The following is a 22545-nucleotide window of genomic DNA, read 5'->3' as shown; positions in this document are numbered from 1 at the left end:
GTTATATTTTTATAATCTGTATCCTATCGAAAACTCCATTGCTTCTGCTTTTGCTGCATGGGATCTAACAGTTAAGGAACCAAATATATTTTTAGTGAAATGATATCGAACTCCTGCCCTAAGATACATTTGTCCTTCAAAATCGTATGGGTAATATACATAATACCCTAATTGGGTCACTACCGAAATTTTATTTACTCTTAATTCATGCCCAAAAAACATCCCGACTCTTTTAGAATCTTCCTCTCCTGTTGTTCCATCATTGAATCCTCCAGCAGCTCTATAATCGATGTATTTGGCTAAAGCTTTAGAAAAGAACACTTCTGTACCTAACTGTAATGCACTTTTTTTATTTAACCGTTTATCTGCATAAGCAGCAAAAGTATAAAAAGGAAATCGCCCTGACCCTACTACATCACTTTCATTAACCCCACTTCTAAAAACAAAACCATACCCTATAGGCTCTGCTCCTTTATTCGCATCTTTTTCTTTTTCTATGTACTCTGGATTACTCTCTTCTAGGTTATAGGTAATTCCCGCATTTATAAATAAGGTATTTGTACTTTTATTCGGAGCTTTAGAGTTTCCGTTAGAATAATGAACCACTCCCAATCCTGCTTGTACTCCAAATCTTTTAAAGATATTTTCTTTCCTAAGGTTTAACAGCGCATATGTTGCACTAGATAAATGGGTGCCGTGTGCTATATTCCTAAAATTATCATCTTCATCGTATGGATTTGTACTATATCCAACTCCTTGTCCTATTCTTAGATTCGCATATCGTTTTAAAAAATAAAAGTTATAATGAACAAACAGCCCTAAATGTGTTCCTAAAAACTCATTATCCATGTCTTGATATATAAACGAAACTCCATAATCCGGATAATTATACAGTCGTTGCCATTTTTCGTCTCCAAATGTTTTACGCTGAAAAGATAATAACATTCCAGATGGATGCCCTGTTATTAAATGAGAGATACCAGGGTTGTGATTTAATATGGTGCCATAAAAATTATTGACATCCAAGGTATAGTTTTTTTTAGAATCCATCTGGCTATAGATGCTAAAATGAACTATACAAAAAATCAAACAAATCTTTTTTATCATTTGGCAAAAGTAGGATAGCCCTTCATAGTTTCCAAAGTCTTAAAGATATTTTTAAAAAATAGCTTCTGCAATCTTTTTTATATTATCAGATTTACCCATTGAATAGTAGTGTAATACTGGCACTCCATACTCCATTAACTCTTTAGATTGTTGTATAGCAAATTCTATCCCTACCTCTCGAACTTCTTTATTCGAGCTACATTTTTCTACTGCTCTAACTAACTCATCCGGCATATCTAATTTGAATACTTGTGGTAATAACTGTAAGTGCTTTTTTACAGCTACTGGTTTTATCCCTGGTATAATAGGCACATTAACTCCTGCTTTTTTTGCTCTTTCTACAAAATCAAAATATCTTTTATTATCAAAAAACATTTGGGTTACTACATAGTCTGCTCCTGCATCTACTTTATCTTTTAACCTTCTAATATCAGAATCCATAGAGGGGGCTTCCATATGTTTTTCGGGATACGCAGCCACACCTACACAAAAATCAGATTTATTTCCAGTTTCTATAACTTCATGCAGAAATTGTCCTTTATTCATGTTTACGATTTGTTTCACCAACTCATTAGCATAGGCATGTCCTCCTTTTGCAGGAGTAAAGTACTTTTCTTCCTTCATAGCATCTCCTCGTAATGCCATTACGTTATCGATCCCCAGATAATGGCAATCTACTAATAGGTATTCTGTTTCTTCTTTGGTAAACCCTCCACATAAAACATGCGGTATAGCATCTACATTATATTTATGAGTAATCGATGCACAAATACCAACTGTACCGGGTCTCATTCTTGTTAATTTTTTATCCAACAGACCTTCTCTGTCTATATAAATAAACTCTTCTCTCGAAGTAGTTACATCTATAAAAGGGGGTTTAAAATCCATTAATGGATCTATATTATTGTATAACTCTTGTATACTTCTTCCTTTTTGTGGCGGTATTAACTCAAAAGAAAATAAAGTTTTTCCTTTTGCATTTTTTATGTGATCTGTTACTTTCATTACTTATTTTATTTCTGTAATTTCTAGATATTCAAAAAAATTAATTTTTCTATTTATTATGGCGTGCCCTACGTTACACTTCGGTCGGGCTATCCGCGCTACATGGTAGCTTGCTCCTATCCCTCACGCATTATTTATATTTTCTTTTAAGCTAATCCATGCTTTATCTATCAGGGTAAACACATTTAAAAAATTATTTTCATTTTAGAGATGAAAAGTTGAATTTACATAGGTTTGGTCTCGTTTTTTTTGATTGAAAAATAGATTCCAGCCTACGCTGGAATGACAAAATCCTACAAAAAAAAATCAAAAACCCTCTGCTTAACATATACTGATCTTAAATGTGTTTGCCCTGTTTATCTATCTACTTCTTTCTTTGTACTCCGAGGTTCTTTCTTTGTACTCCGAGGTTCTTTCTTTGTACTCCGAGGTTCTTTCTTTGTACTCCGAGGTTCTTTCTTTGTACTCCGAGGTTCTTTCTTTGTACTCCGAGGTTCTTTCTTTGTACTCCGAGGTTCTTTCTTTGTACTCCGAGGTTCTTTCTTTGTACTCCGAGGTTCTTGTTTGTGCCTGCAAGCAGGCACACATGTAGCTGTATACCTAAAATATAGTATCTAGTCTACTATATTTGGAGCCAACCATCTTTTTGCATATTCAAAATCTATATCTTTTCGTTCTGCAAAGTCTTTTACTTGATCTTCTTTTATTTTTCCTAACCCAAAATATCTTGCTTCGGGATTTGCAAAATAATATCCAGATACGGATGCTGCAGGCCACATTGCCATGCTTTCGGTTAATTCTACCCCTATTCGTTCTTTTACTTTAAGCATTTCCCAAATGGTTATTTTTTCGAGATGATCGGGACAAGCAGGGTATCCTGGTGCTGGACGAATACCTTTATATGCTTCTTTTATCAATTCATCATTGCTTAAGGTTTCCTCATTTGCATACCCCCAATCCTCTTTTCTTACTTTTTTATGTAAATATTCGGCAAATGCTTCTGCTAACCTGTCTGCTAGTGCTTTAATCATGATAGAGTTATAATCATCCAGATCTTTTTCAAAAGCTTCAGCTAATTCTTTGGTTCCAAATCCTGTTGTAACACAAAAGCATCCTATATAATCCTGAACTTCACTTTCTTTTGGTGCTATAAAATCTGACAATGCAAAATTGGGTTTGCCTGCATGTTTTTTTAATTGCTGACGAAGTGTTCTAAATGTAAAATCTCCTTCTTCAGTAGAAACTTCTATATCGTCATCATTAACTGTATTTGCTTCAAAAAGCCCATAAATAGCACTGGCACCTAGCAATTTTTCATTCAACACTTTTTGTAATAATTCTTTAGCGTCTTTGAATAAAGAGGTTGCTTGCTCCCCTACTACCTCATCGGTTAAAATAGCAGGATATTTACCATGTAACTCCCAGGATCTAAAAAAAGGAGTCCAATCTATATAAGGTTCTAGTTTTTTTAAATCAAATTCTGTTATTACCTTAATACCTAATTCGTTTGGTTTTGTAATTTCAGTAGTTGGCCAATCTATTATATATTTATTTTTTCGAGCTTCTACAATACTTAAATACTCTTTTTTCTTTGTTCTTTTTAAGAATCCTTCTCTAAACTTATCGTAATCCTCTTTTAAATCTCCTATATATTTTTGATTGCTTCTTTTATTTAATAAATCTCCTACTACGGTTACTGCTCTAGATGCATCATTAACGTGCACTACCGCATTTTTATATTGTGGATCGATCTTAACTGCAGTATGTGCTTTAGAGGTAGTTGCACCACCAATTAACAATGGAATATTAAAATTTTTACGTTCCATTTCTTTTGCAAGGTGTACCATCTCATCTAATGAGGGGGTTATTAAACCACTTAATCCTATTATATCTACTTGCTCATCGATTGCTGTTTGAATAATCTTTTCTGCTGGTACCATAACCCCAAGATCCACAATCTCATAATTATTACATCCTAATACTACTGATACAATATTTTTACCTATATCATGTACATCTCCTTTAACGGTAGCCATTAGGATACGCCCATTTGTTCCATTACCTTCTACTGGTTTAGGATTTTTCTTTTTCTCTTCTTCAATATAGGGCAATAAATGAGCTACTGCTCTCTTCATCACTCTGGCAGATTTTACTACTTGTGGCAAAAACATTTTACCAGAACCAAAAAGATCTCCGACTACATTCATTCCTATCATTAAATTTCCTTCTATTACTTCGATAGGTTTATCGGCTTTTTGTCTTGCTTCTTCTACATCTTCTACAATATATTGATCAATTCCTTTTACCAGAGCTCTTGTAATCCTATCTTGCAAAGGCTCTTCTCGCCATGAAAGGTCAATAACTCTTTCTTTACTAGTTCCTTTTACAGATTCTGCTAAATCTAATAACCTTTCTGTAGCATCTTCTTTTCGATCCAGAATAACATCTTCAACATGTTCTAAAAGATCTTTAGGAATATCATCATATACTTCGAGCATTGCAGGGTTTACAATCCCCATATTCATTCCTGCTTTGATTGCATGGTACAAAAACACAGAATGCATTGCTTCTCTAACCCTATCATTACCTCTAAAAGAAAAAGAAACATTACTTACTCCTCCACTAACACTGCAATGCGGCAAGTTTTCTCTTACCCATCGTGTTGCTTCAATAAAATCGATAGCATTTCTACGATGTTCATCCATCCCGGTTGCTACCGGAAAAATATTTAAATCAAAAATGATGTCTTCTGGAGGAAACTTAACTTGATTCACTAGTACATCGTAAGATCTTTTTGAAATCTCTATACGTCGTTCGTAATTATCAGCTTGTCCTACCTCATCAAAAGCCATCACAATTACTGCTGCTCCGTATCGCTTTATTTTTTTTGCATGTGCAATAAATTCGGCCTCTCCTTCTTTAAGACTTATCGAATTTACAACGCATTTTCCTTGCACTACCTGTAGTCCTGCTTCGATAATATCCCACTTAGAACTATCGATCATGATAGGTACTCTGGCAATATCGGGCTCTGCCATAATAAGATTAAGAAACCGTACCATTGCTTCTTTACCATCGATCAAGCCGTCATCCATATTAATATCGATAACTTGCGCGCCTCCTTCTACCTGATGCCTAGCGATATCTAAAGCTTCATCAAATTTTTCTTCTTTTACTAAACGCAAAAACTTACGCGATCCTGCTACATTAGTGCGTTCTCCTACATTAATAAAGTTAGTTTCTGCAGAAACTATCATGGGTTCTAAACCAGAAAGTTTTAAGTATTTTCTGGTTGATTGTTTAGAGTTGTCGGTTGATAGGTTTTGTGATTTATTTTCTATCATGACTTATAGGTTTTTATAATAGTTGATAAATCCATTTAATAACTTTTTACATTTTAAAATTTGGGCTAACAGGATCTGATGCTGTTTTATTTCAAAATAATTTTGATCCAAAGCCAAATAGGATTGTGTTTCTAATTCATACAATGAACCTCTTGAAATATGTAAAAACTGAAGTGTATCTGCAGAAGTTCTTCTTCCGCATCCCTCAGCGATATTTGACGGTATTGAAATCGCGCTTCTTCTCATTTGATTTGTTAATCCATATAATTCATCCTTAAGAAACGTTTTTGTAATTTCATAAAGCTTATTAACTAATATTCTTGACTTCTTCCAAACTTCTAACTCTTTATACTCCATAATCTATCCACTAAAAACTATCCACAGTCAACGGTCTGGGTGTATACTTTTTTGCTAAGTCTGCTATTGCTTTTATGTGTTCTGGGGTAGTCCCGCAACATCCTCCAATAATATTAACCAGATTCTTCTCCATATATTCTTTGATTTGTTCTGCCATTTGCTCTGGTGTTTCATCATACTCACCAAATGCATTTGGCAATCCTGCATTAGGGTGTGCTGATACTGCAAAATTTGCTTTTTGAGCAAGAACTTCTAAATGTGGTGTTAATTGACTTGCACCCAAGGCACAATTAAAACCAACCGATAACATAGGGATATGTGATATAGAAATCAAAAAGGCTTCTGCGGTTTGACCAGATAATGTTCTGCCACTAGCGTCCGTTATCGTACCACTTATCATTATCGGTACTTTTATGTTTCTTTCGTCTTTTACTTCTTCAATTGCAAAAAGTGCTGCTTTGGCATTTAAGGTATCAAAAATGGTTTCTACTAATAATATATCTGCTCCACCATCTAATAATGCTTCTACTTGTTGTTTATACGCTATTCGTAATTCATCAAAAGTTACTGCTCTGTATCCTGGATCATTTACATCGGGTGACATACTTGCGGTTCTGTTTGTCGGGCCAATAGATCCTGCTACAAAACGTGGTTTATGAGGCTCTTTTGCTGTAAATTCTTCTGCTACTTCTTTAGCTATTTTCGCTGATTGATAATTAAGTTCATACACTAATTCTTCCATCTCATAATCTGCCATAGCAATTGTGGTTCCAGAAAAAGTATTAGTTTCGACTATATCTGCTCCTGCTTCAAAATATAAACGATGTACTTCTTTTATTGCCTCTGGTTGTGTAATACTAAGTAAATCGTTATTACCTTGTACCGATACTGGCCAATCTTTAAATTGCTCTCCTCTAAAATCTTCTTCAGTAAACTTGTGTCTTTGCAACATGGTTCCCATAGCACCATCCAGAACAAGAATTCTTTCTTCTAATATTTTGTTTATATCTTTCATATAGCCACTTTAATATTTTGATTACCTCGTTTAATGCTATCAAATATCATTTACAAGTATTCCTCCTCAAATTATTGGAAACAACAAAATGCATCCTTTCTTTAAAAAGAGAATAATAATATATGTATCAAGAAAAACAAATGGAAAAAAATAGCTGAGCTATGTGTTTTCGTTATCTATACCGTTTAACGGATAGAATGTAGCACCTTCTTTAACAGGTAAAGGGTTGCTAAGGTATCATAGGGTCTATTCCCTCCACCTTTCTTGATAACATTTTATATACTTATGAACTAAATAGCATCAATTGCTAATGTGACTACAAATAAAAGGCATACTCTTTTGTTATGCAAGTTTATTTTATCAATTTTATTTATAATACAAAAAAATAAAGGCTATCCAAAACAGACAGCCTTTATAAATATGTGTACCTTATTTTATTATCTGCTCCAACTTGAGCCTCCAAATCCTCCTGTAACTGCCACTCTGGTCATTGTATTAGCTCCATTCATTTTTAGTTGCAAAGTTCCGTTTCCATTGGCGTTTCCTTTAGCAACATCTGCCCAATTCAAGTATATATTATTTCCTATTTTGATACCATACCCTACGTTAGCCCAAGCTGGTCTTCCTGATGTAAAATGACGTTCTCCAAACCATACCACCCTACTTCCTACTTGTCTTACATAATAATAGCCTCCGTCATTAGCATACCATCTTGCGGTTAGATTATTGATATTGTTTCGTACTCCAAATCCAGCGGTTCTGGTTCCTGGAAGACTAGACGGGCGAGCCATTTTATTCCAAACAGATCCTCCAAAGTTACTTCCTTGTGTTTTAGTGATCTTGGTACTGTTATAATTAACGGTTAATTTTAGTTGTCCTGATCCTTGTATTTTACCTTTTGGCACGTCATAAAAATTACCCGTTATTTTATTTCCGTCTAGCTTCCCTTTAAATATATTAGCCCATGATCCATTTGGATGTTCTCCAAACCAATATACATCGATCCCAATATGCCTAACGTAATAATGCCCTCCATCGTTTGCTTTGTAATAGCCGCTCATGTTGGGTACGGTACCGCATACTTTTTTATACATTCTCGAGACTCCTATTTTATCCCATGCAGATAGCGCTGTACGCTGCACGCTGTAAGTACTTCCATCTTTTTTGGTAATAGTGGGCATTCCATTTTTAGAAAAGGCATAAGAGCCATACATCATAATACTACCAAAATCTAAGGTAGGTGAATATTCGTCTCCATCTTCTCCTCTTTGCACATAGGTTTTAAAGTTATGATCTTTACCTGCTTGTATATTTGCAAAATTGATATTTACATAGGTATTTCTATCTTTTCTGCTTTGCTCATGCCATAACCCAATAGCATGTCCTATCTCATGTATGGTATTACCTGTAGAACACCCATCTGCTAAATTAATATTTTGTTTTCCTCCGGTACGCCCAACACTAGAGGAGCATCCACTTCCTTTACGGAAATTTACATACGCGGTCTGATTGGTTCGTTTTATAAATTGAAGATTGGTTTTACTTTTCCAATGTGCTATTGCATCGTATACCCGCTGTTTATTAGGTAAACTACTTTCTATACTATAATATACAATACAATTTGGCCAAAGATTTTGTGTTCTCCCTGTACTTTTGTTTGCGTTTTGAAGTTCTTCGGGCGTAATGAGTATATCTCCTTCAAACACATATACCCCATCCATTTCTTCTACCATTAATTGTTGCCCCTGATAGGTTATTTCAGTTACTTTTCCTTTTTTATCTGGAAAAGCTTTCTCTGTGATATCTTTTTCTTGTGTTACAATAATTTCTTCAGAAGTTTCTTCTGTAAAAAGTTCATTCTCTTTTTCACAATTAGTGAATATTAATAATGCCCCTAGTACTAAGGTTGAAATCCTTGATTTCAACCAAAATGTTTTTAATTTCATGTTGTTAGTTTTTTATTGTTCTAATTTTTTGTGTAAAGCAATTAGACGATAAATTGTAAATTGATAGTCCGGAAATCAATTGTATTTTTTGTTAAAAGTAGTATACAAAAAGTATCTAAAACAGAGGTCAAGCCCCCTTTATGCATAGGGTAATAACTCTTCTTTTGTGGGGCTTATGCCCTAAACATTATTAACAGTATATCTAGAGATAGGAAAAAATCGATTATTTGAGCAGTTCTACTTTGAGTTTACTAGAAAAGAAAATCAGCTATTTTTTTATATAACCAATAAAAATTATTCGTAACTACTTCTACTAAAGGAGCATGGTATAATCCCTATCCTGCAACAATTACTTTTTAAAAGATGTCTTTTATACACAGCACTCATATAACAGATATTTATGAATGAATTAATAGTGAATAGAAACTGGTGGGAAAGAAACTGGAAATGGTTATTACCAAGTATAGGAATATTGGCTTGTATTTCTATATTTTTTATGATTACGGGTAATGCTACGCATAGATATGTTTCTGTTCTTGCGCAACCAGCGTTAACAAACAATGCTTTGGAGATAGTTAAAAAAAATAATCGCGTAGTCGAAAAACTAGGCGAATTATCTCCTGTTGATTTTTTTCTTTTATTAGAAGGGGATGTTACTTATAGCAACAATAATACTATAGTTGCTCTTACTGTTGGAATTAGAGGCACAAAGGGAAAGGCTAAAATGGATATTCTAGCACATAAAAATGGATTAAACTGGAACTATCAAAAAATTACTGTAAGAATAAAAAAGCCTATAAAAGAAACTATTATAGTTTTAGAATAGTTTCTTATGATTCTGGTGCGAGTTCTATTTCGAGTCCGTCTAATTCTGGGGTAATCGGGATTTGACATCCTAATCTACTATTATCTTCGACATAAAAGGCTTCTGCTAACATTAAGTCTTCATCCTGACCCATTTCTGGCAATGTATGATCTGATAAAACATAGCATTGGCAAGAAGCACACATTGCCATACCACCACAAGTGCCTTCAACAGGTAATTCGTAAGCTTTACAAACTTCCATTAAGTTCATAGCCATATCTGTTGGCGCTAAGACTTCGTGTACTACACCTTCTCTATCTTTTATTTTTATGGTAATGTCTGACATATCTTTTTATTTCTGTACGCAAATATAAGTAAAGACCTCACAGTTTTAGATACCAAAATTGATTTGGCACAAGTCTGTGAGGTCAAAAGTATTATTTTTTATACTTAATTAATTGCTTTTACAACTTCTTTTTTAGCTTCTTTTTTGGTTCCATCAAATCCTTCTACTCCTCCTACTGTTGTATATTTCATTACATACTTTTTGTCTGGATGAATTTTTTGATATGCGCTTTGACACATAATTGCTGCTTCGTGAAACCCAGAAAGGATTAATTTTAGTTTTCCTTTATATGTATTGACATCTCCAATAGCATAAATACCTGGTATATTGGTTTGATAATCGTAAGAGTTATCTACTTTGATAGCATTCTTTTCGATTTCTAATCCCCAATCTCCTATTGGCCCTAATTTTGGAGATAATCCAAATAATGGAATAAAGTAATCTGTTTCGAAGTGAATATCGCCTTTGGTTTTATGTTTAATACCAACTGCAGTTAAATGGTCTTCTCCTTTTAATTCTTTTACTTCTGCTTCTGTAATCAGGTTTACTTTTCCTAATTTAGAAAGTTCTGCTACTCGTTCTACAGAGTCTAAAGCTCCTCTAAATTCATTTCGTCTATGCACCAATGTTACTTCGCTTGCTACATCTGCCAGAAAAATAGACCAATCTAAGGCAGAATCTCCTCCTCCTGCTATAACCACTCTTTTATCTCTATACACCTCTGGATCTCGTATAATATACGCTACTCCTTTATCTTCAAAATCTGTGATATTTGGGATAGGAGGTTTACGTGGTTCGAAAGAACCTAATCCACCTGCAATGGCTACTACTGGTGCATTATGTTTAGTTCCTTTATTGGTAGTTACTAAAAACGTATCATCTTCTAGTTTTTCGATAGTTTCTGCTCTCTCGCCTAATGTAAATCCAGGTTCAAAAGGTTTTATCTGTTCCATTAGATTATTCACTAAATCTCCTGCAAGTATTTCTGGAAACCCAGGAATATCATATATCGGTTTTTTAGGATATATCTCTGAACATTGCCCTCCTGGTTGTGGTAATGCATCTATAAGATGTGTTTTTAACTTAAGTAATCCTGCTTCAAAAACAGTAAATAATCCTGTTGGCCCTGCTCCGATTATTAAAATATCAGTCTTTATCATTTGCAACTTCTTTTTTTCCTATTAATCCTTTGGTGAATTCGTTTAGTGTTTCTACTTTTTCTTCGAAATCCCCTTTTATTGTTTTTCTATATTCGTTTAAATTTTTAACTAAATCGTCAATATTTTCGGGTATTACTTCTTCAAAAAATTGACGTAGTCGTTTGGCAGTGGTTGGTGAATTTCCATTAGTAGAAATTGCCACTTTTACACTTCCTTTGGTTACAATTCCTCCCATATAAAAATCACAATATGATGGATTGTCTGCTACATTAACCAATATACTTTTCTTCCTACAATCTTTATACACTTGTATGTTAATTTTTGGAATATCTGTAGTAGCTATTACAATATGTTTCCCTTTTAGAAAACGTTTATTATATTTTTTATGTATCCTTTGTACTCCAAATTTTTCTGCCAATGTTACGGTATTATCTCTATACATAGGAGATACCATAGTTACATTTGCATCTGGACTGGACTTTAATAAGAACATAAGTTTTTCCTCTGCTACATTACCTCCTCCTACAATAAGTACTTCAAGGTTTTTAACTTTCAGAAAAACTGGGTATAAATTATTTCTTTCTTCCATCACAAAGGGATACGAATCTTTTAAGATACTATTTCTTCTTTTATCTCTTTATAGATAGAAGTAAGTTTTACTCTTTTTTTAACAACTTCTCCTATTACAATAATTGCTGGAGAGGATAGTTTTTTATCTTTAACTACTTGTTCTATTGTTTTTATCGTTCCGAATCCAAAATGTTCATTTTTTGTGGTTCCATTTTGAATAATTGCCACAGGGGTGTCCTGCTTATTTTCGGCTGCAAAGATACTAACTATTTCACTTAACTTACTCATCCCCATCAAAATTACCACAGTTGCACTTGATTTTGCTGCCAGGCATACATCCTGTGATAATTTATGGGATTTTGTTGTTCCTGTGATTACCCAAAAACTTTCTGAGGAACCTCGTTTTGTTAGCGGTATTCCTTGATATGCTGGTACTGCTAAAGAAGAGGATATCCCAGGAACCATATTAGTTTCTATGTTAAATTGTCTTACATAATCTATCTCTTCTGCTCCTCTACCAAAAATAAATGGGTCTCCTCCTTTTAATCGTACTACATGACCATGACTTTTGGCTCTACTAACGATTAATTCATTAATCTGTTCTTGTTGGTATGCGTAACAGCCTTTTCTTTTACCTACAAAAATTTTTTCTGCTTCAGTAGCATAATCCAATAAACTCTCGTTAATGAGTGCATCATACAACACCACATCAGCAGAACTTAAAGCTTTAATAGCTTTGAGTGTGATCAGATCCGGATCCCCTGGCCCTGCTCCTACTACTGTTAATTTTGGTGTTTTATTAATCATCTTATTACCTTAAGCGTTTTCTACTTCGATTGCTCTAAATTCTTGTACTTTTTGTAAAAATTGTTTTGCACTTTTTATATAATCTACTGCAAAATCTTTTGTAGGTGCATTTTTTTGAAGCTGGTATATTAAATCTGAAAAAGTACCTTTTATACTTATTTTGCCATTTGCTACAAATTCTTCATCAAATTGACTTATAATACCTGCGTGCGTATTGGTCTTTTTATTTTCTGCTAATAGTAATGCTTTTGCAGAGTTTACTAAAGAATTATACGCATGATATACTGCATCTGAATATACTTCATTATCAAAAGAGATTTTGGCATTCTCTATTTTTTCTTCACTTTCTAAAAACAAGGTGGCAATTAAATCAATAACTACACCGGCACATTCTCCTACTCCAATAGCTTTTACATATTCTTCTTGTGTTCCCCAATCAATAAAGTCTTCTTGCGTTAGGTTATCTGCATTAGACAAATCGGTAAGAAGATCATAAAAATACTTTTCTCCTTTCTCTGCATAATAGTCTACAAAAAGCTTTCCTTCTGCATTTGCTTCATAATCATCTAAAATCCTGCGTAATGCCTCTGGACCTCTTCTACTAGGTATTTTTACTACCTTATCTGCAAAACGGCCATTACCATCTCCAAGGTTTCCTCCTCCTAATAACACTTGTAATGCTGGTGCTACTAATTTGTCTTTCGTACGGATTGACATTCCTTGAAAACCAATATTTGCCATATTGTGTTGTCCACAAGCATTCATACACCCACTAATCTTAATAACTAAATCTTCTTTTTGAAGATATTGCGGGTATTCTGTTTTTATAACTCTTTCCAGCTCTTCTGCTATACCTGTACTACTTGCTATTCCTAAATTACAAGTATCTGTTCCCGGGCATGCCGTTATATCTACTGCTTTATTATATCCTGATTCTACAAATCCTAATTTTTCTAATTCCTGATAAAAAAATGGTAATGCAGTTTCTTTAATAAAAGGAATCAAGATATTTTGACGCAGAGACAAACGTATTTCTCCTGCTGCATATTTTTCTACCAAATCTGCTAATAATCTAGCTTTATCGGTATAAAAATCTCCTAATAATACTTTAACTCCTATTGCCACATATCCTTCTTGCTTTTGAGCGATTACATTCGTAGACCTCCATAAATCAAAAGCTTTTTGATCTTTAATTTCAGCTTTTGGAATCTCCACTTCTACTGGAGTTGAAGTTTTATAAGCGTCTGCATCAATCGCAACTGTTTTTTGCACTATTGCGTTTTGCTCTGCCTCTACCAACTCCTTAAAAGCTTCTAAACCAATATCTTTAATTAAGAATTTCATTCTGGCTTTGGCTCTACTTTTACGCTCGCCATGACGATCGAATATTCTTAATACGCCTTCCATTAAAGGAATAATTTTATCTGACGGCAAAAAGCTATATAGCTCATCTGCATGTCTTGGTTGCGAACCTAAACCGCCACCTAACATTACTTTAAACCCTCGTACTCCGTTTTCGATTTTAGCTATAAAACCTAAATCATGCATATAGGATAATCCTGTATCTTCATCTGTTCCTGAAAAGGACACTTTGAATTTACGTCCCATCTCCTGACAAATAGGATTTCTTAGAAAGAAACGGAATAATGCATCTGCATATGGAGAAACATCAAAAGGCTCTTTTGGATCGATCCCTGCTGTTTCTGATGCGGTTACGTTACGAACCGTATTACCACAAGCCTCTCTTAAAGTTACCTCATCTTTTTCTAGTTCTGCCCATAACTCTGGCGTTCTGTTAAGGTCTACATAATGTATCTGAATGTCTTGACGTGTCGTAATATGCAAACGACCTCTGGAATACTCATCGGATACCTCACAAATACGTCTTAATTGATTGCTTAATACTTTACCATACGGTAATTTAATACGAATCATCTGTACACCTTCCTGACGTTGACCGTATACCCCTCTAGCCAAACGAAGGCTACGAAACTTTTCTTCATCGATCTTGCCATTATGAAATTGCTCAATTTTATTAGCTAATTCTATAATGTCTTTCTCTACAATTGGGTTTTCTATTTCGGTTCTAAAACTTTGCATCTCTTCTCGTATTTCTATCCTCAAAAAAGGACATAGTTATGACTTTTGTATGATGTATTTTTACTTTAAAAAAAGGTGTTATTTTCTTTTTTTAATCGGCTTTTATCTACTCGATAAAGCCGACCCCAGAAGTATTATTGTTTTGTGAGTCTATTAAAATAAAGGATCCCGAAGCTTTATTCTTACTATAAGAATCGATAGCTAAAGGTTTACTTAATTGTATCTGCACTTTTCCTACTTCGTTTAAACTTAATGTATTTTTGGTAGTATCTTCTCCAGAAAAATCTGTTGCAATAGTACCGCTTATATTTTTTATTTTGGCTAAAATCCTACTACTCCCGCTTTGTATATAATAATTTGTTCCTGGATTTAAGTTTTTACTATCCATCCAACATACGGTTGCTGTTAATTGTTTTTCTACTCTTGGTTTCTCAGATGATTTTACAATCATATCGCCTCGACTTACATTTACATCGTCTTCTAATGTAATTGTGCAAGAGCTTCCTCTGCCTGCTGTTTCGAATTTTTGATCAAAAAAGTATATTTCTTTTATTTTTGAAGTAGTTAATGAAGGTAAAACCGTTACCTCATCTCCTACAGAAAGATCTCCTCCATATATTTTACCTGCATATCCTCTAAAGTCGTGAAACTCATCTTTTTTAGGACGGATTACCGTTTGTACAGGAAAACGAACTTGTGCTTCTTCATATACATCTTGTGCATCTAACTCTTCTAAATGTTGTAATAAAGTTTGCCCGGTATACCAAGGTGTATTTTCGGATTTATCTACAACATTATCTCCTTGTAAAGCACTTACTGGAATAAAAGTTATGTTTTGTTCCTTATAATCACTTTTTGCGATTAACGTTTCGAAATCTGCCTTAATAGCCTCATATTTTTCCTGAGAAAAATCTACTAAATCCATTTTATTAATTGCTACAATAACGTCTTTAACTCTTAGTAAGTTATTAATAAAAAAATGGCGATACGTTTGTTCTATTACTCCTTTACGAGCATCGACCAAAATAATCGAAGCTTGTGAAGTGGACGCTCCTGTAACCATGTTTCTGGTATACTCGATATGTCCGGGAGTATCTGCTATAATATAACTTTTTGTTTTTGTAGAAAAATAGATATGTGCTACATCAATAGTAATTCCTTGCTCTCGTTCTGCTACTAATCCATCTGTTGCCAATGAAAAATCTAAATAATCAAATCCATTAGCTTTACTTCTGGCTTCTATTGCCTCTAATTTATCTGTAGTTAATGATTTTGTATCATATAGGATACGACCAATCAAGGTACTTTTACCATCATCTACACTTCCTGCTGTTGCTATTTTTAATACGTCCATAGCTATTTATTTTTCTCTTAATAGAGAGTGTTTTAGTTTTATTTTCAATTCTAGTATTTGCTAAATTTTGCATTTCGACAGGTTCAATGTAACATGCCGAGAATGACAAAAAAGCTCTAAAAGTATCCTTGTTGTTTACGTTTTTCCATTGCAGCTTCGGATCTTTTATCATCAATACGAGCTCCTCTTTCTGAGATTGTAGATTCTCTAATTTCTGCTACGACTTTATGTATGGTAACTGCATCAGATAATACTGCCGCGGTACAAGACATATCTCCTACGGTTCGAAAACGCACTAATCTTTCTTCTACCACCTCATCTTCTTCTCTATAAACAACACCATCTTCTGCAGACCAAATCATGCCATCTCTAACAAATGTTTTACGTTTATGCGCAAAATATATAGATGGGATTTCAATATTTTCTTTTTCGATATAGCTCCATACATCTAACTCTGTCCAGTTACTGATAGGAAATACGCGTACATTCTGTCCTAAATCAATTTTTCCATTAAGGTGATCAAATAATTCTGGGCGCTGATTTTTTTCATCCCATTGTCCAAAATCATCTCTAACAGAAAATATACGTTCCTTGGCTCTTGCTTTTTCTTCGTCTCTACGTGCTCCACCAATTGCTGCATCAAATTTAAATTCTTCTAAAGCATCTAAAAGTGTAGTGGTTTGTAAACTATTACGGCTGGCATATTTTCCTTTTTCTTCTACTACTTTACCTGCATCAATAGAGTCCTGAACATTACGAACAATAAGTTCTACTCCTAGTTCTTTTACCAATCTATCTCTAAATTCTATAGTTTCAGGAAAATTATGCCCTGTATCAATATGTAATAACGGAAAAGGTATTTTTGCTGGATAGAATGCTTTTTGTGCCAGTCGCACTAACGTAATAGAATCTTTTCCTCCTGAAAAAAGTAATACTGGCTTTTCGAACTGTGCTACTACTTCTCGAAAAATATAAATTGCTTCGCTTTCTAAAGGGTTTACAGTTAATACTTTTTTACCTGTAACCTGTTCTTTTATATTTTTTTCAATCACTTCCATTTAATTTCTATTCTATTACGTTTTTGATATTATTTTCTAAAAAGCTATTAAATTAGTTAGTATGCAATCCACACTCTCTATTCTCTAATACTTTTGTAGGGTCAAAATATTTAAACTCGTTTGGTAAATTATTTTCTTCTAAATATGTGTCCAATTCAGCATCACTGTAATAATAAAAGGGGCTTACTTTCAATACCCCGTCCTTACCCATACTTAGTATATCTAGAGAGTCTCTTAATGCCGTTTGTCCTTTTCTAAGATTAGTAAACCATACATCTGGTTTAAAATCTGTCATTGCTCTTTTAAAAGGCTCTAACTTTACTTGCTCTGTAAAAATCTTATGTTTAGGATCTTCGACATCAGGAATTCCCATAATAACATCTCTATGTGCAGTAGTCTGTTTTGGAACATACAACTGAACATTTAAACTCAATAATTTAATTACTTCTTCTGCATGTCGATACGTGTTAGGTGTATTATAACCAGAATCACACCATATAACAGGCATATCAGACAATGCTTTTGAGCATACATTTAGAATTGCGGCTTCATAAGGTCTAAAATTAGTAGTTACTACAGGCGTTTTCGCATTTGAAACTGCCCATTGTACAATTTCTAAAGGAGTTTTATCCTTTAGGGTTTTATTTAAGCTTTCTATTTCTTTTTCTGTAAAACTCATGATTTGATAAATTTCTTTTTCTTTTACAACAATTATTTCCCCCATTTGATTCGATTCCAAATTCTTTCATGGAAAAAATATAGAATCATTTTTGTAACAAAATCAATAGATGCAATCGATGTAGCTAGCGCCATCTCGCCTGTTAATAAATAAGATACAATTAATGTATCTAATGTACCTACTATTCTCCAGCTTATTGCTTTTACAATACTACGTACTGGCTTTTCTGTGGACTTATCATCCTGATACGTTGATTTTTGCGCAGCTACCTTATCTAATATCATTTGATCTATAATCATTTTTTTAAAAAAACTCTATTACCCTATCGGATTAGTAGATTATAAAACAAATGTATACATAATATTTTATTTATAGTGCAAAAAACAAGAACGTTCTTACAAAAAAATAACAGAATTATGATATACTCAACAAAAACCCTAGTAACCTAGTAGATTATCAATACAAACTCTATTTACATAAACAATCTTTTAAAAAAAATCTATTATATTTTTATCAATATCCCTTAAAAAGATCCCAAAAAGCAATCCTCCTTAAGGAATTAACTACATGGTAATATACACTTCGTTGATAAATTTAAGTAGTAACCCAAAATATATTTAAAAATGAAAAAAATGTTATGTTCTTATTTTTAGCAACTACCTCATTATTTTTATCTTGTAAAAATGATGATGATTCTCCTGTTAAAGTAGATGCATCTTTGGTAGCTGGAGAATGGAGTCTTTCTGAAACAAAACCTGAAGATAGAAAAATAACTAAAAGAGGCCGAATTCTAAGTTATAAAACAAATAATTCAGCCTCTTTTTCATGTATTATATTTGCTCTAATGCTTGGTCAATATCATTGATAATATCCTCGACATATTCTAATCCCACAGAACAACGAACCATACCATCTGTAATACCAACAACTAATTTATCTTCTTCTGCCAATTTACTGTGTGTAGTGGAAGCTGGATGGGTTATTATCGTTCGGGTATCCCCAAGATTTGCAGATAGTGAGCACATTTTTACACTATCAAAAAAGGTTTTCCCTCCTGTCACTCCTCCTTTTACTTCAAAAGCTACAATATTACCTCCTAATTTCATTTGTTTTTTAGCTACTTCATATTGTGGATGAGATTTTAGGAATGGATATTTTACCCAATTTATTTTAGGGTGTATTTCTAAAAACTGTGCTAATTTTAGAGCATTCTCACAATGACGATCTACACGAACTGCCAATGTTTCTAAGCTCTTAGATAATACCCACGCGTTAAAAGGAGATAAAGATGGTCCTGTATTTCGAGAAAAAAGATAAATTTCTCGTATTAATTCTTTTTTACCAACGGTTACTCCTCCCAAAACTCTTCCTTGACCATCAATCAATTTCGTTGCTGAATGGATTACTAAATCCGCACCAAATTTTATTGGGTTTTGTAAATAAGGTGTTGCAAAGCAATTATCTATTACTAAAAGTAAATTATGCTTTTTAGCCAGTTTGCCTAATAGCTCTAAATCCAACACATCTACTCCTGGATTTGTTGGGGATTCGGCGTATATAATTTTTGTATTTGGCTGTATTAGACTTTCTAATTTCTCTACTTCGTCTACTCTAAAGTAACTAGTCTCTATATTCCATTTCGGAAAATATTTAGTAAACAATGTATGTGTAGAACCAAAAACAGATCGTGCAGAAACGATATGATCTCCTGCATTTAACAATGCGGCAAAAGTAGAAAAAACGGCTGCCATTCCTGTAGCAAAAGCATAACCATCTTCTGCTCCTTCTAATTTACAAATCTTATCTACAAATTCTGTGGTGTTTGGATTACTAAAACGACTATACAGATTACGTTCTTTTTCTTCTGCAAAAGCTGCTCTCATCTCTTCGGAATCTTCGAAAACGAATCCCGAAGTTAAATACAATGGCGTAGAGTGCTCTAAAAATTGCGTTTTATCGGTTTGCGTTCTTATTGCTTGTGTTTCAAAATATAAATTATCCTGACTCATACTACTTTATTATTAACTATCACTTTATATTCGATGGTAGCAGTAGGTTCCAGCGTTTTTGAAACTGAACAATATTTCTCAAAAGATAATTCTGCTGCTCTTTTTGCTTTCTCTGGATCAATATCTCCTTCTAAATAAACAATTACTGTAATATTTTTAAAAGGCTTTGCTCCATTAACTTCTTCGCGAGTACCATCTACTTCAGCTCTATAATCTGTAATTTCTTGTCTTTGTTTTTTTAAAATAGAAATCACATCAATAGCACTGCAACCGGCTACTCCCATTAACACATACTCCATTGGACTAGGTGCCATATCATGCCCCCCAACCTGAGCTGTACTATCTATATGAGTTACATGTCCTCTTTCATTTTTTAACTCGAAATAAAAATCATTATCTATTCTTTTAAGTTGTATTTTCATTTATTTGTGTTTTTATATTTTATAATATTGGTTTTTATATTTTATTATCCTCTTTCTGCTAATCGCAATATATCGCCAAATACTCCTCTTGCTGTTACCGCTGCTCCAGCTCCAGCTCCTTGAATCACAATAGGTTGATCACCATAAGACTCTGTGTATATTTCAAAAATAGAATCTGATCCTTTTACTTGTCCTAACGCACTACTCTTGGGTACAGAAACTAATTTTACATCCAGATTTCCTTTTTCTTGAGATAAATCTCCCCAAAGATCACCAATATATCGTAATACATGGTCTGGATTTTGTTCTTGTTTAACTTTTTCATACACCTTATCTAATTCTGTAAGCTTTTCTAAAAACTCTTTTGACTCTCCTTTTCTTAAAGGTTCAGGAATCAAATTATGAATATTAATATCTTCAAACTCATTACTGAGATCTAACTCTCTGGCTAAAATTAAAAGTTTTCTACCTACATCATTACCACAAAGATCTTCTCTTGGATCAGGCTCGGTATATCCTTTATCTATTGCTTCTTGTAACACCTCACTGAACGGTCTTTCTTCTACTGAAAATGTATTAAACAAATAACTTAATGACCCAGAAAAAACACCTTTGATTCGGGTAATATTCTCTCCTGACAAATGTAATAACTTAATAGTATCAATTAATGGCAAACCTGCTCCTACATTTGTTTCATACAGATACTGCTTTTGATTTTCTTCAAGTTTGATTCTTATTTTTTTATAAAAATCAAAACTCAGTGTGTTTGCTACTTTATTAGATGATACCAGATCAAAACCACTTTCTACCAAAGAAATATAATTCTCTGTAAATTTTTGACTTGCTGTATTATCAATAGCAATCAGATTCTCTAAGTGGTTATCGTCTGCAAATTTAATCACTTCATTAATTGTATATGAGACTCCCTTTTTGGTTATATCATTTTTCCAATTTTGATCTACTCCATTCGCATTTAAAAGTATTTTACTAGAATTTGCTATGGCAAAAATGTTCAATTTTATTTTTTTTCTACTTTCAATTTGTTCACGAGATTTCAAAATTTGATCCACTAATGTACCTCCTACCAGTCCATGACCAAATATTGCTACATTTATTTTTTTTGAAATTTCAAAGATTTCACCATGAATAACGTTTAATGCTCGATGTAATTGTTCTTTTCTAACTACTAAACTTACATTTTTACCTGTAACCGTATTATTAAACAATAATGGAACCACCTGATTTTTTATTAAAGCGTTGTATGGCTTATGAAATGTACTTAGATCCTGACCTATTATAGAGATTACAGAAACCGCTTCTTCTATCGTTATCCCACTAACATCTCGTTTATAAAAATCAGATTCAAATTCTTGTTCTAATATAGATTTTGCTTCTTTTGCCTTATCTGCTTCGACTACAAAACCAATACCTCGTTCTGAGGATCCTTGAGAAATAATACTAACGCTAATATTTTTATTTGCTAATGCTTTAAATATTCTGGCATCCACACCTACTCGACCCAACAATCCTCTTCCTTCTAAATTTATTAAAGCTACATTCTCTAAAACCGAAAGAGATTTAATTCCTTTCTCACTAGCTTCTCCCGTAATTAAGGTTCCTTGATTTTCGTGATCGAACGTATTTAGTATTCGTAATGGGATGTTTTTTTCGATAAGAGGTATAATGGTTTTGGCATGTAAAATATTGGCTCCAAAATACGCTAGTTCATTTGCTTCTGTAAATGATAATTTTTCGATCTTTTTTGCCTCTGGCACCAAATCTGGATTTGCAGTATAAATTCCATTTACGTGTGTAAAACTTTGTAACTCTTCTGCTTCCAAATAATTTGCTAATAACGACGCAGTATAATTACTACCATTTCTGCCTAGAGTAGTCGTTTCATTTTTAGTATTAGATGCAATAAAGCCAGTAACAATGTTTACTGTATCTCCATTATATTTTTGAAAATGATTTATTACGTTTTCTTTAGATAGTTTATCTAATGGTTGTGCATCTCCAAATTGACCATCGGTTATAATAAGTTCTCGACTATCTGTAAAATGTGCCTTAATATTTTTCTCTTTCAAAATTTGAGTTATCAATTTGGCCGAGATAACTTCTCCTTGTGATAATATCTGATCTTTTATGCGCTTGCTATAATCTCCTAAAAGCGAAACTCCTTCAAAAAGTTTATCTAAGGTTTCAAATTCTTTTGTAAAATCAACTCCTGAAAAATCAGATGCCTGATATTCTTTAAAAGCCTCTAATTGTCCTTGATATTCCTGATTCTTAACTGCTTTATCAAGTATCTCTTCTAGCTCATCTGTTGCATTACCCCTTGCAGATAGCACAACAGTTATATCTTCTCTGTTTTTTACTTTATTTTCGATTATATTGATAACGGCTTCAATTCCTTTTCCGTTAGCCAGAGATTTACCTCCAAATTTTAAAATCTTCATTT

General features: G+C 33.4%; 20 protein-coding genes and 1 riboswitch. Of the genes, 2 read left to right on the top strand and 18 right to left on the bottom strand.

Annotated elements, in window-relative coordinates; all coding sequences use genetic code 11:
• Positions 1-9 precede the first annotated feature (9 nt).
• From H527_RS0100910 to H527_RS23425, 6 genes are all read right to left on the bottom strand, one after another.
• Positions 10-1050 carry an acyloxyacyl hydrolase gene (locus tag H527_RS0100910; protein WP_229809231.1) on the bottom strand — a complete coding sequence of 347 codons (1041 nt, stop codon included), beginning with the start codon at positions 1048-1050 and terminating at the stop codon, positions 10-12.
• Positions 1051-1158: 108 nt separating this feature from the next.
• Positions 1159-2112, bottom strand: coding sequence for a methylenetetrahydrofolate reductase [NAD(P)H] (gene metF / locus H527_RS0100905; RefSeq protein WP_027410963.1), 954 nt, complete (start codon positions 2110-2112; stop codon positions 1159-1161).
• Between the two features lie 614 nt (positions 2113-2726).
• Positions 2727-5456: a methionine synthase gene (gene metH, locus H527_RS0100895; protein WP_027410961.1), complete on the bottom strand. Its 2730-nt coding sequence runs from the start codon at positions 5454-5456 to the stop codon at positions 2727-2729.
• A gap of 3 nt (positions 5457-5459) precedes the next feature.
• Entirely contained in the window at positions 5460-5813 is a 354-nt protein-coding gene (locus H527_RS0100890; protein ID WP_027410960.1) for a four helix bundle protein, read from the bottom strand.
• Between the two features lie 10 nt (positions 5814-5823).
• Entirely contained in the window at positions 5824-6828 is a 1005-nt protein-coding gene (locus tag H527_RS0100885; protein ID WP_027410959.1) for a homocysteine S-methyltransferase family protein, read from the bottom strand.
• A gap of 169 nt (positions 6829-6997) precedes the next feature.
• A riboswitch (SAM riboswitch) is annotated at positions 6998-7102 on the bottom strand.
• A 163-nt stretch (positions 7103-7265) separates the two neighbouring features.
• Positions 7266-8774: a M12 family metallopeptidase gene (locus tag H527_RS23425; RefSeq protein ID WP_081414527.1), complete on the bottom strand. Its 1509-nt coding sequence runs from the start codon at positions 8772-8774 to the stop codon at positions 7266-7268.
• Positions 8775-9174: 400 nt separating this feature from the next.
• Between H527_RS23425 and H527_RS0100875 the strand changes: the two genes are divergently transcribed.
• Entirely contained in the window at positions 9175-9600 is a 426-nt protein-coding gene (locus tag H527_RS0100875) for a cytochrome c oxidase assembly factor Coa1 family protein (RefSeq protein ID WP_027410958.1), read from the top strand.
• A gap of 4 nt (positions 9601-9604) precedes the next feature.
• Here H527_RS0100875 and H527_RS0100870 read toward each other — a convergent pair whose 3' ends face one another.
• From H527_RS0100870 to H527_RS0100830, 9 genes are all read right to left on the bottom strand, one after another.
• The gene (locus H527_RS0100870) at positions 9605-9925 is read right to left on the bottom strand and encodes a 2Fe-2S iron-sulfur cluster-binding protein (RefSeq protein WP_027410957.1); all 321 of its coding nucleotides are present in this window, start codon (positions 9923-9925) and stop codon (positions 9605-9607) included.
• A 104-nt stretch (positions 9926-10029) separates the two neighbouring features.
• Positions 10030-11085 carry an NAD(P)/FAD-dependent oxidoreductase gene (locus H527_RS0100865; protein WP_027410956.1) on the bottom strand — a complete coding sequence of 352 codons (1056 nt, stop codon included), beginning with the start codon at positions 11083-11085 and terminating at the stop codon, positions 10030-10032.
• Positions 11072-11674 carry a precorrin-2 dehydrogenase/sirohydrochlorin ferrochelatase family protein gene (locus H527_RS0100860; protein WP_035087037.1) on the bottom strand — a complete coding sequence of 201 codons (603 nt, stop codon included), beginning with the start codon at positions 11672-11674 and terminating at the stop codon, positions 11072-11074. Before H527_RS0100860 ends, H527_RS0100865 begins: the two co-directional genes overlap by 14 nt.
• Before the next feature lie 20 nt (positions 11675-11694).
• Positions 11695-12462, bottom strand: coding sequence for a uroporphyrinogen-III C-methyltransferase (gene cobA / locus H527_RS0100855; RefSeq protein ID WP_027410954.1), 768 nt, complete (start codon positions 12460-12462; stop codon positions 11695-11697).
• A gap of 9 nt (positions 12463-12471) precedes the next feature.
• Positions 12472-14562 carry a HEPN domain-containing protein gene (locus tag H527_RS0100850; RefSeq protein WP_027410953.1) on the bottom strand — a complete coding sequence of 697 codons (2091 nt, stop codon included), beginning with the start codon at positions 14560-14562 and terminating at the stop codon, positions 12472-12474.
• A 106-nt stretch (positions 14563-14668) separates the two neighbouring features.
• On the bottom strand, positions 14669-15916 hold the full coding sequence (locus tag H527_RS0100845) for a sulfate adenylyltransferase subunit 1 (protein ID WP_027410952.1): 1248 nt from the start codon (positions 15914-15916) through the stop codon (positions 14669-14671).
• A 116-nt stretch (positions 15917-16032) separates the two neighbouring features.
• Positions 16033-16974, bottom strand: coding sequence for a sulfate adenylyltransferase subunit CysD (gene cysD, locus H527_RS0100840; protein ID WP_051316573.1), 942 nt, complete (start codon positions 16972-16974; stop codon positions 16033-16035).
• A 52-nt stretch (positions 16975-17026) separates the two neighbouring features.
• A complete protein-coding gene (locus H527_RS0100835; RefSeq protein WP_027410950.1) occupies positions 17027-17653 on the bottom strand; it encodes a phosphoadenosine phosphosulfate reductase domain-containing protein in 627 nt (208 codons plus the stop codon).
• 32 nt (positions 17654-17685) lie between these two features.
• Positions 17686-17952 (bottom strand): DUF2061 domain-containing protein, encoded by a 267-nt coding sequence (locus H527_RS0100830; RefSeq protein WP_027410949.1) that lies wholly within the window; start codon positions 17950-17952, stop codon positions 17686-17688.
• A 338-nt stretch (positions 17953-18290) separates the two neighbouring features.
• Between H527_RS0100830 and H527_RS0100825 the strand changes: the two genes are divergently transcribed.
• Complete coding sequence (locus tag H527_RS0100825) at positions 18291-18518, top strand: hypothetical protein (RefSeq protein ID WP_027410948.1); 228 nt, start codon at positions 18291-18293, stop codon at positions 18516-18518.
• Here H527_RS0100825 and H527_RS0100820 read toward each other — a convergent pair.
• From H527_RS0100820 to thrA, 3 genes are read right to left on the bottom strand one after another with little or no spacing between them, the layout of a single operon-like run.
• Positions 18484-19662: a trans-sulfuration enzyme family protein gene (locus tag H527_RS0100820; RefSeq protein ID WP_027410947.1), complete on the bottom strand. Its 1179-nt coding sequence runs from the start codon at positions 19660-19662 to the stop codon at positions 18484-18486. The two genes, H527_RS0100825 and H527_RS0100820, sit on opposite strands and share 35 nt — an antisense overlap.
• Positions 19659-20084: an OsmC family protein gene (locus H527_RS0100815; RefSeq protein WP_027410946.1), complete on the bottom strand. Its 426-nt coding sequence runs from the start codon at positions 20082-20084 to the stop codon at positions 19659-19661. The genes H527_RS0100820 and H527_RS0100815 overlap by 4 nt, the downstream gene beginning before the upstream one ends.
• Positions 20085-20128: 44 nt before the next feature.
• Entirely contained in the window at positions 20129-22543 is a 2415-nt protein-coding gene (thrA, locus tag H527_RS0100810) for a bifunctional aspartate kinase/homoserine dehydrogenase I (RefSeq protein WP_027410945.1), read from the bottom strand.
• Positions 22544-22545 lie beyond the last annotated feature (2 nt).

It is taken from the genome of Aquimarina muelleri DSM 19832, from assembly GCF_000430665.1.
Taxonomy (GTDB): domain Bacteria; phylum Bacteroidota; class Bacteroidia; order Flavobacteriales; family Flavobacteriaceae; genus Aquimarina; species Aquimarina muelleri.
Note: the sequence above shows the minus strand (reverse complement) of the source record. Positions and strands in the feature narration are given on the sequence as shown.

Excerpts from the sequence above, each read along its gene's own strand:
- H527_RS23425 (WP_081414527.1), bottom strand. The coding sequence starts at position 8,774 with ATGAAATTAAAAACATTTTGGTTGAAATCAAGGATTTCAACCTTAGTA.
- H527_RS0100860 (WP_035087037.1), bottom strand. The coding sequence starts at position 11,674 with ATGGAAGAAAGAAATAATTTATACCCAGTTTTTCTGAAAGTTAAAAAC.
- metF (WP_027410963.1), bottom strand. The coding sequence starts at position 2,112 with ATGAAAGTAACAGATCACATAAAAAATGCAAAAGGAAAAACTTTATTT.
- H527_RS0100875 (WP_027410958.1), top strand. The coding sequence starts at position 9,175 with ATGAATGAATTAATAGTGAATAGAAACTGGTGGGAAAGAAACTGGAAA.
- H527_RS0100865 (WP_027410956.1), bottom strand. The coding sequence starts at position 11,085 with ATGATAAAGACTGATATTTTAATAATCGGAGCAGGGCCAACAGGATTA.
- H527_RS0100825 (WP_027410948.1), top strand. The coding sequence starts at position 18,291 with ATGTTCTTATTTTTAGCAACTACCTCATTATTTTTATCTTGTAAAAAT.
- H527_RS0100850 (WP_027410953.1), bottom strand. The coding sequence starts at position 14,562 with ATGCAAAGTTTTAGAACCGAAATAGAAAACCCAATTGTAGAGAAAGAC.
- thrA (WP_027410945.1), bottom strand. The coding sequence starts at position 22,543 with ATGAAGATTTTAAAATTTGGAGGTAAATCTCTGGCTAACGGAAAAGGA.
- H527_RS0100815 (WP_027410946.1), bottom strand. The coding sequence starts at position 20,084 with ATGAAAATACAACTTAAAAGAATAGATAATGATTTTTATTTCGAGTTA.
- H527_RS0100830 (WP_027410949.1), bottom strand. The coding sequence starts at position 17,952 with ATGATTATAGATCAAATGATATTAGATAAGGTAGCTGCGCAAAAATCA.
- H527_RS0100910 (WP_229809231.1), bottom strand. The coding sequence starts at position 1,050 with ATGGATTCTAAAAAAAACTATACCTTGGATGTCAATAATTTTTATGGC.
- cobA (WP_027410954.1), bottom strand. The coding sequence starts at position 12,462 with ATGATTAATAAAACACCAAAATTAACAGTAGTAGGAGCAGGGCCAGGG.
- H527_RS0100835 (WP_027410950.1), bottom strand. The coding sequence starts at position 17,653 with ATGAGTTTTACAGAAAAAGAAATAGAAAGCTTAAATAAAACCCTAAAG.
- H527_RS0100885 (WP_027410959.1), bottom strand. The coding sequence starts at position 6,828 with ATGAAAGATATAAACAAAATATTAGAAGAAAGAATTCTTGTTCTGGAT.
- metH (WP_027410961.1), bottom strand. The coding sequence starts at position 5,456 with ATGATAGAAAATAAATCACAAAACCTATCAACCGACAACTCTAAACAA.
- cysD (WP_051316573.1), bottom strand. The coding sequence starts at position 16,974 with ATGGAAGTGATTGAAAAAAATATAAAAGAACAGGTTACAGGTAAAAAA.
- H527_RS0100820 (WP_027410947.1), bottom strand. The coding sequence starts at position 19,662 with ATGAGTCAGGATAATTTATATTTTGAAACACAAGCAATAAGAACGCAA.
- H527_RS0100845 (WP_027410952.1), bottom strand. The coding sequence starts at position 15,916 with ATGGACGTATTAAAAATAGCAACAGCAGGAAGTGTAGATGATGGTAAA.
- H527_RS0100890 (WP_027410960.1), bottom strand. The coding sequence starts at position 5,813 with ATGGAGTATAAAGAGTTAGAAGTTTGGAAGAAGTCAAGAATATTAGTT.
- H527_RS0100870 (WP_027410957.1), bottom strand. The coding sequence starts at position 9,925 with ATGTCAGACATTACCATAAAAATAAAAGATAGAGAAGGTGTAGTACAC.